The organism is Neorhizobium sp. AL 9.2.2 (assembly GCF_013317225.1).
In the GTDB taxonomy this organism is placed as follows: Bacteria; Pseudomonadota; Alphaproteobacteria; order Rhizobiales; family Rhizobiaceae; genus Neorhizobium; species Neorhizobium soli.
On record NZ_JAALXU010000001.1, the window covers coordinates 1,038,408 to 1,051,115 of the forward strand.

Consider the following 12,708-nt stretch of genomic DNA (forward strand, 5'->3'; position numbering starts at 1 on the left):
GGAGTGCTTACGCCGCCCACTGCTCCACATCGCCGCTTTCGCCGATCAGGGCCAGACCGTGGGCGATCGACAACAGTTCGCCGCCGCTCTCGATCTTGCCGGCATCGAAGCGCCGGTTAAAGATCTGCCGCACCGCCGGCACGAAGGACGTGCCGCCGGTCAAGAACACCTTGTCGACCTCATCAGGTGCCGTGTTGGTCTTGGTCAGCACGTCGTCCAGCGCACCTTCGATCCGGGCGAGGTCGTCGGCGATCCAGGTTTCGAAATCGGTCCGCTTCACCATCTTCTTGCCACCCCGGCCGAGCGGCGAGAAATTGAACTCCGCCTCGTCGGATGCAGACAGCGCCATCTTGGTGGCCGAGATCGACTGATAGAGCGGATAGCCTTCGTCGTGATCGACGAGATCGATAAACAGTTCCAGCTTGTCGGGATCGGTTGCCGAGCGCACCAGCGATTTCAGATCCGTGAACTCGCGGGTGGTCTTGAAGATAGACAACTGGTTCCAGCGCGAGAAATTGGCGTAATAGCTCGACGGCACTTCGAGAAGCTTGTCGAAGCTCTTGAAATGCGTGCCCTTGCCGATTTCCGGCGCCACCAGATGCTCCACCATCTTCGCATCGAAGTGATCGCCTGCGATGCCGACGCCCGAATGGCCGATCGGCGTTGCGACGAGCTTGCCGGCGACACGCTCGAAACGGATCAGCGAATAGTCCGTCGTGCCGCCGCCGAAGTCGGCGACCAGAACGGTGGCGTCGCTCTTCAGGCTCTGCGCGAAGTAATAAGCGGCCGCAACCGGTTCGTAGACGTAGTGGATTTCCGGAAAGCCCAGCCGAGTCAGCGCTTCGTTGTAGCGATCGGTGGCGAGTTTCTCGTCGGGGCTGGCGCCGGCAAAATGCACCGGACGACCCGCAACAAGACGCGAGACTTCGCTTGGCCAGTTGTCTTGCGCATAGGCCTGCAGCCGCTTCAGGAAGATCTCCATCAGATCTTCGAACATGTGCCGGCGGGCAAACACCAGCGTACCCTGAAACAGCGGGCTTGCGGCAAAGGTCTTGATCGACTGTAGGAAGCGGACATCGCCGGGATTGTCGATGAACTGGCGGATCGCCGCCTGACCGGCCTCGATCTTCAGCGCCTGCGCGCCAAGCTTCGCATCCTTCATGAAGGACAGCGCCGTGCGCATTGAATCCGTGGTGCCGGCGCTGCTGGAAAACTCCAGCGAATGCGTGGTGGCGCCGCTGTCCGCAAGTGCCAGAACCGTATTGGTCGTGCCGAAATCAAGCCCGAGCGCCCGTGCCATGGCCGTGCTCCTTAAAAATCTACGTCGAAAATGATGAACCGGAAGCGCCGCCTCCGAGGGCAACAGAACGCGAAAACGCGCCCCGTTTTTCAAGAGGGCGCGTGATGGCACAAGGTGCGGACGAAGGCAAGAGCGGAAAGGGACTGAACCCCATGCCGATAGCGTTTATGCCGCGCTGTAGATCTTCTCCGTTTCCAGCGTGTCGGCCTCGTCTCGGGAGCCGAACAGGGTGCCAATCGTCTGGCTCTGCTTGGAGACGATATTGTCCAGCAACTGGCTGACCATCAGGCTCTGGACGACTTCCGAAGCCCGTTCGCGGACCTGCTGTTCCTCGTCGGAGCCGGTCGTTCCGAAACGCGTCTGAATCCTTGCGATCTGGTCAAGGAAGTTGGCGACGTGATCGGCGGAGGCTGTTTTCGAGACAGAGGTCGACGCCGTTGTAGGAGCATTGGAAGCCGACGCGGTCGTTCCCGCACTTGCGCCAGTCTCCGGTACCGTGGATGCCGTGCCAGCCTGGACGGGGCCCGCCGACGAGGGGCCAGACGCGGTGCCGGAACTTGCGCTGCTCGATGGCGAAGCGGCAGCCATGTCGGTCGAACCCGTCTCAGCCGCCGCATCGTCGTCCGTTACTGTGGAGGTGCTGTCGGTGCTTCCTGCTTCTCCAGCCGCAACGTCGCTTGGTTCGGCATGATCGGTTTCCGCTGTCTCCGGCGCAGTCCATACCGGTGTCCCGGCCGCGTCTTCCTTTTCTAAGCGACCGTCCGCTTCGTCGTTGTCGGCCGCTGTCGGCTCGGACGTCGCGGGATCGTCGTTAGAAGCGACCGGTGTCGGGCCGTAGATCCCGTCATCGCTGTTGTCGACCTGCGTGTCGGGCTCGTCGCTTTTCACCGGTTCGGCGGAAACCGGCTCGTTGCTGGCAGGCTTGGCTGTGGACGAATTGCCGGATGTGGTGCTTGCCGGTTGAGTGCTTGGGCTGGACGTCTGGCTCGGCGAGGATGAACTCGATCCGCCTTTGAAAAGGCTGTCAATTAACACGGTATGCCCCTTGGGTTCTAATCAAGCTCGGCCTGTAACAGCGTCGCCTTGACGAGGGGTCAAAACCGGCATGACAAGTTAACTCAATGTTTACACATTCATGGAGGATCTTCCCGGCGTCGCACAAGGAGGACTGCTAGAGTGTTGAAGAAAATGAAGTTTCTGTCGTTGATCACGGTTGCGTGCTTGTTGTCCGGCGTGGCCTCCCATGCTGCCGAGCCCATCGCCTGCACGGTCGTAATCGAGGAAAAGACAGGTGAACAAGTGCACCGGGAAGGCGCCTGCGATCAGGCTTTCTATCCGCAATCCACCTTCAAGCTGCCACTCGCGATGATGGGCTACGACGCCGGCATCCTCACCGACGAGACGACGCCGCTCTGGAAATACCAGGCGAAATTCAACCGCTCTGAGCGTGAGCAAAAGGATGTCGACCCGACTATCTGGGAACGCGATTCGATCGTCTGGTATTCGCAGGAGATCACGCGCAAGCTCGGCAAAGAGCGTTTCGCGGCCTATGTGAAAAACTTCGGTTATGGCAACCGCGATGTCTCCGGCGGACCCGCCGGCACCGATGGCTTGACGGAAGCATGGCTGATGTCGTCGCTGAAGATTTCGCCGGACCAGCAGGTGGCGTTCATCCGTCGCTTCCTCACCGGCAAGCTGCCGATCTCGGAAAAGGCTTCCGACATGACGCAGGCCATCCTGCCGCATTTTGCAGCTGCTGACGGCTGGGACGTGCAGGGCAAGACCGGCGCCGGCTGGATGCGCGGCAAGGACGGCAAGCCGGACTATTCCCACCCGATCGGCTGGTTCGTCGGCTGGGCCGAGCAGAACGACCGCCGCGTGATCTTTGCAAGGTTGCTGGTCGACGTGAAGCGCTACCCCGACACGCCGATCAGCTATGTTGTGCGCGACAGCCTGATCGCCGACCTGCCGAAGCTTGCCGCCGATCTTTGACCGTGGCTTACCCGTTCGGCCGGAACGCTACGCTGCCGCCCTAAAGGAAGCAGGTCCGGCTGAACTTGGACAGGTCGAGCGGGTTGGGAAGCCTGACATCCGCGATGTCGGGGAGGGGCTTCGCGGCCGCGTCGTAAGCGCGGTCGATCTGCGACACGAAGACGATGATCAGACCGCGCTTACGGGCGAAAGACTCGAGTGTGGAAACCTGGTCGGCCAGCGGCGGGTTTTCGCGCCTCTGGTCGAGAAGCTGCAAATAGTCCACCACGACCAGCGTACCGGCTGCAGCGGTTTCCAGCGCCTCGATCATGTAACCGGCATTGATCGCATCGGAGCAGTTGAACGAAAACTGGTCTCCGAAGCGCTGAGGCTCGACCTCAAGCGCGCGAAAGCGCCCGAGAATGTCGGCAGGCGTATAATCGAGGCTGAAGAAAAAGGCGCTGTTGCCGGCTTTCATGGCCTCGATGGCAAGACTGAGCGCCATCAGCGTCTTGCCCTGTCGCGGTCGTGCACCGACCAGCAGCATGTCGCCCTGTTTCAGGCTTCGGTACAAGATTTCGGCGGGCGATGTTTCGGCATGTTTGGCCGATAGCAGGCTCCAGCTCCGGTACCCTTGCTCGATGGCGATCCGGTCGAGCGCGGCGTGGAGGGGAGTGGATGTCTGCCGGGCGAGAAGCTTCGCCTTGCGTTTCAGCTGATAGATCGGAACTGTCGTCTTTATGGTCAAACCTCCTATTGCGAGCGTATTGCGCAATCCCTCCTTGTGCGGATGCTCGAACAGTCGGTTCGATGATCAGAGGCCCGGTATGAGGTTTACTTTCCCGGTCGGAGGGGGGAGGCGTGGACCGCGCCAGAATCAGAGTCTAGCGCGATCCTTGTCGTCTTCAAAGTGGGCTCGTCGGGTTAAAACGAGCGGGCGGCACCGCCATCGACGCGCAGCATCGATCCGGTGATGTAGCTTGCGGCTTCCGAGCAGAGGAAGGCACCGGCAGCGCCGAATTCCTCGATCGTGCCGAGCCGGCCGGCGGGGATCGTCTTGACCGATGCGGCGCGGACTTCGTCCATCGTCTTGCCCTGCTTCTTCGCATTGGCCGTATCAAGCTCCTCGATCCGGTCGGTGAGGATGCGGCCAGGCAGCAGCATGTTTGCCGTAATGCCGGAACCCGCCACTTCGGTCGCAAGTGTCTTGTTCCAGCCGACCAGCGCGCCACGCAGCGTATTCGACAGCGCGAGGTTGGCGATGGGCTCAACCACGCCGGAGGAGGCGACCGTCAGAACGCGACCCCAGCCTTGCGCCTTCATCTGCGGCAGCAACGTGTTGGTGAGCGTGATGACGCGCAGCACCATCGACTGGAAGAACGTGTCGAGCTTGTCGGCGCTCATGTCCTCAGTCGTGCCGGGCGTTGGGCCGCCGGTATTGTTGACGAGAATGTCGATGCCGCCGAGCTTTTCCTCAACGGCCGTCACCATCGAAGCGACGAAATTCTCTTCGCCGAGATCGCCGCGGACCCAGTCTGCCTTGCCTTTGCCGAGCGCATTGATCGCCTTGCAGTTTTCGGCGAGCTGATCGCCCGACCGACCGACCAGAAGGACGTTTGCACCTTCCGCCGCCAGAGCCTTGGCTATCCCCAGCCCAAGGCCGCGGGAGGAGGCGAGTACGAGCGCGCGTTTGCCGGCAATACCGAGATCCATGAAGCTTTCCTTCTCTGCACGAGGTTCATGACGGGCCTTCGGGCGCGACGACAGGTTGCGACGCGGGACCGGTCATTTGAATGCCGGGGCTTTATAGCTTTGGTATAACAATGGTGAAAGCCGGAACTTGGGTGAAGGCAGAACTTGCCTCTGCGGCCAGAACCCTTATTTTACGTGCACGTCAACGTAAGTTGAGCAAACGGAAGCGCCCTGTGCGCGATTGACACGCTGGAAGGCGTTTTCGCGCCTCGACAAGCGGGATCGCTTTTGACAAGACAGAAACAGACCTACTGCGCCGGCGAGGGGCCGGCATCGGAGTTTGAAATGGACGCCCAAGACCTTTCCGCCAACCCGCTTCCCGAACGTGAAAGCATGGAGTTCGACGTCGTGATCGTCGGCGCCGGCCCCGCCGGCCTGTCGGCCGCGATCCGGTTGAAGCAGGTCAATCCGGATCTGACGGTGGTCGTTCTGGAAAAAGGCGCCGAAGTCGGTGCGCATATCCTCTCGGGCGCCGTGGTCGATCCGTCGGGCATCGACGCGCTCCTGCCCGGCTGGCGCGAGGAAGAGGGCCATCCCTTCAAGACCGAAGTGACCGACGACCAGTTCCTGCTGCTCGGTCCTGCCGGCTCGATCCGCCTGCCGAACTTCGCCATGCCGCCGCTCATGAACAATCACGGCAATTACATCGTCTCGCTCGGCAACGTCTGTCGCTGGCTCGCCGAAAAGGCCGAAGCGCTGGGCGTCGAGATCTATCCCGGCTTTGCGGCCGCCGAAGTGCTCTACAATGACCAGGGCGCCGTGATCGGCGTCGCAACCGGCGACATGGGGATTGAGAAGAACGGCGAACCGGGTCCTGCCTATACCCGCGGCATGGAACTGCTGGGGAAATACACGCTGATCGGCGAAGGTGTGCGTGGCTCGCTTGCCAAGCAGCTGATCGCGAAATTCGATCTCGCCAAGGACCGCGAGCCGCAGAAATACGGCATCGGCATCAAGGAACTGTGGCAGGTCAAGCCGGAGCACCACAGACAAGGCCTCGTCCAGCACTCGTTCGGCTGGCCGCTCGGCATGAAGACCGGCGGCGGTTCGTTCCTGTATCACCTGGAGGATAACACGGTCGCGGTCGGCTTCGTCGTGCACCTCAACTACAAGAACCCCTATCTCTACCCTTTCGAGGAATTCCAGCGGTTCAAGACGCATCCGGCCATCAGGAACACGTTCGAGGGCGGCAAGCGCCTGTCTTACGGCGCGCGTGCGATCACCGAGGGCGGCTACCAGTCGGTGCCGAAACTGTCCTTCCCGGGCGGCGCGCTGATCGGCTGTTCCGCCGGCTTCGTCAACGTGCCCCGCATCAAGGGTTCGCACAACGCGGTCATCTCCGGCATGCTCGCCGCCGACAAGCTGGCCGCCGCCATCGCTGCCGGCCGCGCCAATGACGAGCCGGTCGAGATCGAGAACGAATGGCGCCAGACGGCGATCGGCACCGATCTCAGGCGCGTGCGCAACGTCAAGCCGCTCTGGTCGAAGCTCGGAACCGGTCTCGGCGTCGCGCTCGGCGGTCTCGACATGTGGACCAACCAGCTGTTCGGCTTCTCGTTCTTCGGCACGCTGAAGCACGGCAAGACCGATGCGCAAAGCCTGGAGCCGGCGGCACAGCACAAAAAGATCGACTATCCCAAGCCCGATGGCGTGCTGACCTTCGACCGTTTGTCCTCGGTGTTTCTCTCCAACACCAACCACGAGGAAGACCAGCCGGTCCATCTCAAGGTCAAGGACATGGACCTGCAGAAGCGCTCCGAGCTCGAAGTCTATGCGGGCCCCTCGACCCGCTACTGTCCCGCCGGGGTCTATGAATGGGTGGAGAAGGACGGCGAAGAAGTCTTCGTCATCAACGCCCAGAACTGCGTCCACTGCAAGACCTGCGACATCAAGGACCCCAACCAGAACATCGTGTGGGTGCCGCCGCAGGGTGGCGAGGGGCCGGTCTATCAGAATATGTGATCCTTGAGGTGCCGAGGGAGACCAGAGCAACCGCTGTGCGTTCAATTGGACGCACAGCGATCTAGAGAGGCGCCTCCGCACAGTCCCGAATGCAAATCGCTGCGCAGGTTTGCTGGGAGCGCTTCAGACTGAGGTCCAGCCACGGCCGAACCGGTGGGCGACAGCGTTCAGCCGCTTGTCCCGTGTCCAAAGCAACAGATCCGGCGTCAACAACAGAGACGCCACGAGATGCGCGTCACAATAGCCGATGCCTGAGCCGGACAGTTTCTGTGTCCGTATCATTGCCAGAACCTCCGCATCTGACGCTGTTACGGATTTCGGCAGCCGATGCAGATAGCCGATGATCACATCGTATTGGCGCATGTTCCCCAGCGCCAGTTCCCCGATCACATGCGGATGAGTGCAGACCTGTCCATTCTCCAGCAGAGCAATCAGCCTCGGGTCTGGTTTGCCGAGATGGTCGGCCCAGATGACTGTATCGACCAGACTCACTGCTCGTCCGGCCGCCAGCGGGGCGCTGATCTGAAGTCTGGTTCCGTTCCGCCCAGAAGAGCAAGGCGCCGTGCAGCTTCGTTTTGAACGAGAAGCGTAAGCGCCTTCTTGACGATCGCCGATGTCTCCTGAAGACCGGTCAGTTCCTTTGCATCGATAAGCAGTTCATCATCGATGGTGATCGTCGTTCGCATGGTCAGTCTCCCTTCGCATGAAAAATAACATCAGATGATGCGCTTAACAACGTCGCGTGCGCCTGTGGGCGTGCACGGTGTTGTCGGTGCAAATACGCCATGGAACTCGCTCGATCCGCACCCGCCTTATCACTTCATTAACCATAATATCCGTAATTCTTGGTCATCTTCTCGACTCGCCAAGGACACATTCATGTCGATTTCCCGTCGCGGCCTGCTGGTCGGTTTGCCGCTTCTGCTGGCCGGCTGCGCTTCCACTTATCCAGAACAGCGCAACTATGCGGCGCTTCCAGGCGAGGCTTTCCCCTTGTCACCGGTGCCAATCGATCGGATCAGGCCCGAACTGCGCCGGACCGAAGTCGACTATGTCAGCTCCTACGAAGCGGGTACCGTCGTCGTTGATACGCCTGCGCGCCGGGCCTACTACATCCTCGGCGGCGGCCGGGCGATCCGTTACGGCGTCGGTGTCGGCCGCGCCGGTCTTGCACTCTCCGGAAACGCCTATGTGGGCCGCAAGGCCGAATGGCCGACCTGGACGCCGACGGCCAACATGCAGCGCCGCGAACCGCGCTACCGAGCGCTCGCAGGCGGCATGCCGGGCGGCCCTAACAACCCGCTCGGCGCCCGTGCGATGTATCTTTACCGCGGCGGCAACGATACGCATTTCCGCATCCACGGCACCAACCAGCCGGATTCGATCGGTCACGCGATGTCGAGCGGTTGCATCCGCATGATGAACCACGACGTCATCGATCTTTTCCAGCGCGTCCAGGTCGGCGCAAAGGTCGTCGTCATCCAGGCGAGTGCCTGATCCAAGCCGCAGCCATCCGTAAGAAGCCTGCCGTCACTGTCGTGGCGGCGGGCCTTTTCGCATGTGGATGTTATGGGTGGACCTGAACACCCTTCAGCGTGATTTCCAGGCGACGACCATCAGGCCGCCGATCACGGTGATATGCTCCATCACCACGTAGAACTCGAGCGTCTTGAACGGCTCTTCCATCGTCCAGAAATGGTGGACGATCGGAATCGTCAGCGCCGTAAAGACGCCGAGCGCGCCGGCACCGAGCCAGGTCCAGCGGTTGAGGATGATAAGCGCCGAACCCACCAGCTGGGTGATGATGACGGCCACGTTGAAGGCGAATGCCGGTTCCAGCCCGAACTGCGTCATCTCCGCGACGCCGGCCGGAAAATCGATGAGCTTCGAAAGCCCGCTTCCCCAGAACATGAACGTCAGGACGGCTCGGGCCAGATACCCGAACCATGTGGACCCGGTCACGATATCCAGCGGATTTCCGAATGTATTGGACTGCGATGTCGCCATAAGAACCCCCTTTGCGCGTACCCGCCTGGACCATAGCTCCAAACGGCAAACGTGATAAGGTGTAAGTTTTTATCGATACACCTTATGGGGTGTGTGTTGCTGCGTGGTCAGAAGCCGGACAGAACCAGCTTGCCTCGCGTCGTGCCGCTTTCGATTCTGGCGTGGGCTTTCTTGAGGTTTGCAGCATTGATCGGGCCGATCACGTCGGACAGCGTCGTGCGGATCTTGCCGGCATCAACCAGTTCGGACACATGATTGAGCAGCTTGTACTGTTCAATCATGTCGGCGGTCTGGAACACCGGCCGAACGAACATCGTCTCCCAATGGATCGACAAAGCCTTGCGCTTGAACTGGCGGATATCGATCGGCTCCTTCGGGTCGTCGATCAGCCCCAGTCGTCCCTGCGGCGCGATCATCTCGAGGATGTCGTTGATGTGATCGGAGGTTTCCGTCGTCGAGAAGACGAATGCGGGGTTGCCGATCGCCATCCCGGCGATCTGTTTTGCCAGCGGCTTGGAATGGTCGAGAACATGGTGAGCGCCGAGCGTGCGGATCCAGTCCTGTGTTTCCGGCCGCGAGCCGGTGCCGATCACCGTCGCGTCGGTCAGCTCCCGCAGCAACTGGATGGCGATGGAGCCGACGCCACCGGCGCCGCCAATGACCAGAACCGCATTCCAGGCGCTCGCCACCTTGTCCTGCACCTTCATCCGGTGAAACAGCGTCTCGTAGGCGGTGATTGCCGTCAGGGGCAGCGCGGCCGCCTCCTCGAAGGACAGGCTTGCCGGCTTCTTGCCGACGATCCGCTCGTCGACCAGATGCAGTTCCGCATTGGTGCCGGGACGGTTGACCGCGCCCGCGTAAAACACCTCGTCACCCGGCTTGAAGAGTTTCACATCCGGCCCGACCGCCCGGACCACGCCGGCTGCATCGAAGCCGAGGATCCGGTACTGGCCGGCTTCGACAGGCTGCAACCGGCGCTGCTTGGTATCGACAGGATTGACCGACACGGCCTTGATCTCGACCAGCAGGTCGCGCCCCTTGGCCTCGGGCTCCGGCAGCTCGATGTCGAGAAGGGCGTTTTCGGATGTGATCGGCAAGTTTTCGCTAAAACCGACAGCGCGCATGGAATCTCCTCGTCAAGCTCAGGGCATCGAGGACGATACATCGCGCGTAACGACGGCAACGGCAAGTCGGCGCAGACGAGCGCCGGTACGCTTTACCGAGCCAGCACTTTCCTGGCTCAGGCCGAGGGCTTTGCCTTACGTTCCAGAGCGACCGACACGCTGAAGACGCAGAGCCCGATCAGCGAAAGTACCGCACCGACATAACCGGTTGCCTGAAAACCCCAGCCCCAGGCGATGACGAGCCCGCCGAGCCAGGCACCGAGTGCGTTGGCGATGTTGAAGGCCGAATGGTTGGAAGCGGCCGCCAGCGTCTGGGCGTCGGCGGCCACATCCATCAGCCGCGTCTGCAGCGCCGGGCCGCAGGCAAATCCGCAGCCGACCAGGAAGACGGTGATATAGAGCATAACAGGGATATGCGCGAAGGTCGCAAAGGCCAGCATCACGGCCACGTAGAACACCATCGTTCCGCCGATCGTGCCCTTCAGCGAAATGTCGGCAAGCCTCGAGCCGACAATATTGCCGACATTCATGCCGATGCCGAACAGGGCGATGACGATCGACACCATGGTGACCGGAAGCCCGGCCGTTTGCGTCGTGGTGGAGGCGATGTAGCTGAACACCGAAAACATGCCGCCGAAACCGACCGAGGCAATGCCGAGCGTCAGCCAGACCTGGGTCTTGCCGAATGCGCTGAGTTCGCGGCGAATGCTGGCGCCTTCCTGCACCTTGTCCCTCGGCTGGAAAAACCAGACGAGTGCCACGGTCAGGAGACCGATGAAGCCGACAAGGTAGAAGGCGGAGCGCCAGGACAGCATCTGGCCCATGAAGGTGGCAAGCGGCGTGCCGAGCAGCGTCGCGATCGTCAGACCCAGCATGACGCGGCCGACGGCGCGGGCGCGCTTGTTGGGCGGCACCATGGAGGCGGCCACCAGCGAGGCTACCCCGAAATAGGCCCCGTGCGGCAGGCCGGTGACGAAGCGCAGCGCGGTAAAGCTCCAGAAACTCGGCGCCATCGCCGACAGGATGTTGCCGACCGCAAAGACACCCATCAGAGCCAGAAGCAGCGTGCGGCGCGGCAGCCGGGCCGATAGAATTGCGATGATCGGCGCGCCGATCACCACACCCAGCGCATAGGCGCTGATCACATAGCCCGCCGTTGGGATGCTGACCTGATACGTCTCCGCCACATTCGGCAGCAGGCCCATGATGACGAACTCGCCGGTACCGATCCCGAAGCCGCCGACGGCAAGCGCGAATTCGATCAGAAGGACTGCGAGGGGGGAAAGGCTGGTTTTCGGGATGCTGTCGTCAGGTCTGGTGTTGGCCTTGGCATCGGGCACGTGTCGGACTGCGGTGTCTGTCATGGTATCGCATCTGTTGAAAAAGCGGACGGGTACGGCTCGAAGCGAGCGCGTCCGGGAGCAAATGATGGGGCTTTGAGGCAGTTGAATTGACGGCAGATTAGCACGTGATTGTGCAGCGCGGTAGGCTTTTGACAAAAACCAACTGTACCACAATCGTGCAATCGCCATTCGGTGCCGTTGATATCTGCCGCGGCCTCACCATTTTCCACCCTGTCGTTATCCGCCGCCCTCGAGCACCTGGTCCCTTGTCGATGAAACTACATGCCGTTTTCAACCGCGATGGCGGGACTTTCCGAACCACGGATATGGACGCTTACTGCGACCACGCCCTGAAGACCTTCCGGGCTGCCGGCCACGAGATCGAGTGCGAGGTTGTTGCCGGCGACAAGGTCGTCGAGACGATGGAAAAGGCAGCCTCGATGCCCGGCGTCGAAGGACTGATCGCCGGCGGTGGCGACGGCACGATTTCCGCGGCGGCGGGCATTGCCTGGAAAAGCGGTATCGTTCTCGGCGTGGTGCCGGCCGGCACGATGAACCTGTTTGCCCGTTCGCTGAAACTGCCGCTCGACATCTGGGAAGTCCTCGACACGTTGGCAGAGGGCACGCCCGAAGCGATCGATATCGCCAGCGCCAACGGAAAAAGCTTCGTGCACCAGTTTTCCGCAGGCCTGCATGCCCGGATGGTGCGCTACCGCAACTCGATGAATTTTGCCTCGAGGCTCGGCAAGATGCGGGCAAGCGCAAGGGCTGCAATCGGCGTCATGTTCAACCCGCCGGAATTCGAGATGGAATATGTCGTCGATGGCAAGCGCACTTCGCGCAAGGTGTCGGCCATCTCGGTCTCAAACAACGAGTTTGGCACCGATCCTCTGATGTTTGCCGATGACCTGACCAGCGGCCATCTTGGGTTCTACCTCGCCGAACCGATGAAGCCGTCCGGGGTCGCAAAACTCACCTTCGACATCCTGCGCGGCAAGCTCAAGGAAAACGCCGCGGTCACGGCGATGACGGCAACAGAACTCGAACTGCACTTTCCTCGCCACCGCCGCGACGTCAGCTGTGTCATCGATGGCGAACTCCTGCCGATGAAGCGGGACGTGACGCTGAAGATCCATGCCGGCGAACTGAAGGTTCTGGTTCCCGGACAGAATACGGCTGCAGGACGCGAAAATGCCGCTGCGAATATGTCGCCGGAACCGTCTACGGTCTGATCGGCGCTGAACGCGGC

Annotated in this window: 13 protein-coding genes; 4 read left to right on the top strand and 9 right to left on the bottom strand. The window is 61.3% G+C overall.

The genetic code is table 11. From position 1 onward, the window contains the following. Positions 1 to 7: 7 nt before the first annotated feature. A complete protein-coding gene (locus tag G6K99_RS04970; RefSeq protein ID WP_174195882.1) occupies positions 8 to 1,300 on the bottom strand; it encodes an Hsp70 family protein in 1,293 nt (430 codons plus the stop codon). A gap of 165 nt (positions 1,301 to 1,465) precedes the next feature. Beyond that, on the bottom strand, positions 1,466 to 2,335 hold the full coding sequence (locus G6K99_RS04975) for a hypothetical protein (RefSeq protein WP_174195883.1): 870 nt from the start codon (positions 2,333 to 2,335) through the stop codon (positions 1,466 to 1,468). 153 nt (positions 2,336 to 2,488) lie between these two features. On the opposite strand from G6K99_RS04975, the gene blaOXA reads away from it, so the two are divergent. Continuing rightward, positions 2,489 to 3,292 (top strand): class D beta-lactamase, encoded by an 804-nt coding sequence (gene blaOXA / locus G6K99_RS04980; protein WP_174196053.1) that lies wholly within the window; start codon positions 2,489 to 2,491, stop codon positions 3,290 to 3,292. A gap of 40 nt (positions 3,293 to 3,332) precedes the next feature. On the opposite strand, the gene G6K99_RS04985 is transcribed toward blaOXA, so the two are convergent. Beyond that, positions 3,333 to 4,013, bottom strand: a complete 681-nt coding sequence (locus tag G6K99_RS04985; protein ID WP_174196054.1) for a DNA helicase — start codon at positions 4,011 to 4,013, stop codon at positions 3,333 to 3,335. 182 nt (positions 4,014 to 4,195) lie between these two features. After that, on the bottom strand, positions 4,196 to 4,984 hold the full coding sequence (locus G6K99_RS04990) for an SDR family oxidoreductase (RefSeq protein WP_174195884.1): 789 nt from the start codon (positions 4,982 to 4,984) through the stop codon (positions 4,196 to 4,198). 324 nt (positions 4,985 to 5,308) lie between these two features. On the opposite strand from G6K99_RS04990, the gene G6K99_RS04995 reads away from it, so the two are divergent. Continuing rightward, on the top strand, positions 5,309 to 6,985 hold the full coding sequence (locus G6K99_RS04995) for an electron transfer flavoprotein-ubiquinone oxidoreductase (RefSeq protein WP_174195885.1): 1,677 nt from the start codon (positions 5,309 to 5,311) through the stop codon (positions 6,983 to 6,985). Positions 6,986 to 7,108: 123 nt separating this feature from the next. Here the strand turns inward: G6K99_RS04995 and G6K99_RS05000 are convergent, their stop codons facing one another. Together G6K99_RS05000 and G6K99_RS05005 are read right to left on the bottom strand one after the other, a co-directional pair. Beyond that, on the bottom strand, positions 7,109 to 7,477 hold the full coding sequence (locus G6K99_RS05000; protein ID WP_174195886.1) for a PIN domain-containing protein: 369 nt from the start codon (positions 7,475 to 7,477) through the stop codon (positions 7,109 to 7,111). Then, complete coding sequence (locus G6K99_RS05005; protein WP_062453421.1) at positions 7,474 to 7,671, bottom strand: type II toxin-antitoxin system VapB family antitoxin; 198 nt, start codon at positions 7,669 to 7,671, stop codon at positions 7,474 to 7,476. The genes G6K99_RS05000 and G6K99_RS05005 overlap by 4 nt, the downstream gene beginning before the upstream one ends. Positions 7,672 to 7,864: 193 nt before the next feature. Here G6K99_RS05005 and G6K99_RS05010 point away from each other — a divergent pair, with 193 nt between their 5' ends. Continuing rightward, positions 7,865 to 8,482 carry a L,D-transpeptidase gene (locus G6K99_RS05010; RefSeq protein WP_062453420.1) on the top strand — a complete coding sequence of 206 codons (618 nt, stop codon included), beginning with the start codon at positions 7,865 to 7,867 and terminating at the stop codon, positions 8,480 to 8,482. Positions 8,483 to 8,575: 93 nt separating this feature from the next. Here the strand turns inward: G6K99_RS05010 and G6K99_RS05015 are convergent, their stop codons facing one another. The 3 genes from G6K99_RS05015 to G6K99_RS05025 all read right to left on the bottom strand — a co-directional run bounded on the left by G6K99_RS05015 (position 8,576) and on the right by G6K99_RS05025 (position 11,480). After that, positions 8,576 to 8,992: a DoxX family protein gene (locus G6K99_RS05015; RefSeq protein ID WP_062453419.1), complete on the bottom strand. Its 417-nt coding sequence runs from the start codon at positions 8,990 to 8,992 to the stop codon at positions 8,576 to 8,578. Positions 8,993 to 9,099: 107 nt separating this feature from the next. Further along, positions 9,100 to 10,116, bottom strand: a complete 1,017-nt coding sequence (locus tag G6K99_RS05020) for a zinc-binding alcohol dehydrogenase family protein (RefSeq protein ID WP_174195887.1) — start codon at positions 10,114 to 10,116, stop codon at positions 9,100 to 9,102. A gap of 116 nt (positions 10,117 to 10,232) precedes the next feature. After that, positions 10,233 to 11,480 carry an MFS transporter gene (locus tag G6K99_RS05025; protein ID WP_092661776.1) on the bottom strand — a complete coding sequence of 416 codons (1,248 nt, stop codon included), beginning with the start codon at positions 11,478 to 11,480 and terminating at the stop codon, positions 10,233 to 10,235. Positions 11,481 to 11,731: 251 nt separating this feature from the next. Here G6K99_RS05025 and G6K99_RS05030 point away from each other — a divergent pair, with 251 nt between their 5' ends. Continuing rightward, on the top strand, positions 11,732 to 12,691 hold the full coding sequence (locus G6K99_RS05030) for a diacylglycerol kinase family protein (protein ID WP_092661778.1): 960 nt from the start codon (positions 11,732 to 11,734) through the stop codon (positions 12,689 to 12,691). Positions 12,692 to 12,708: the final 17 nt, after the last annotated feature.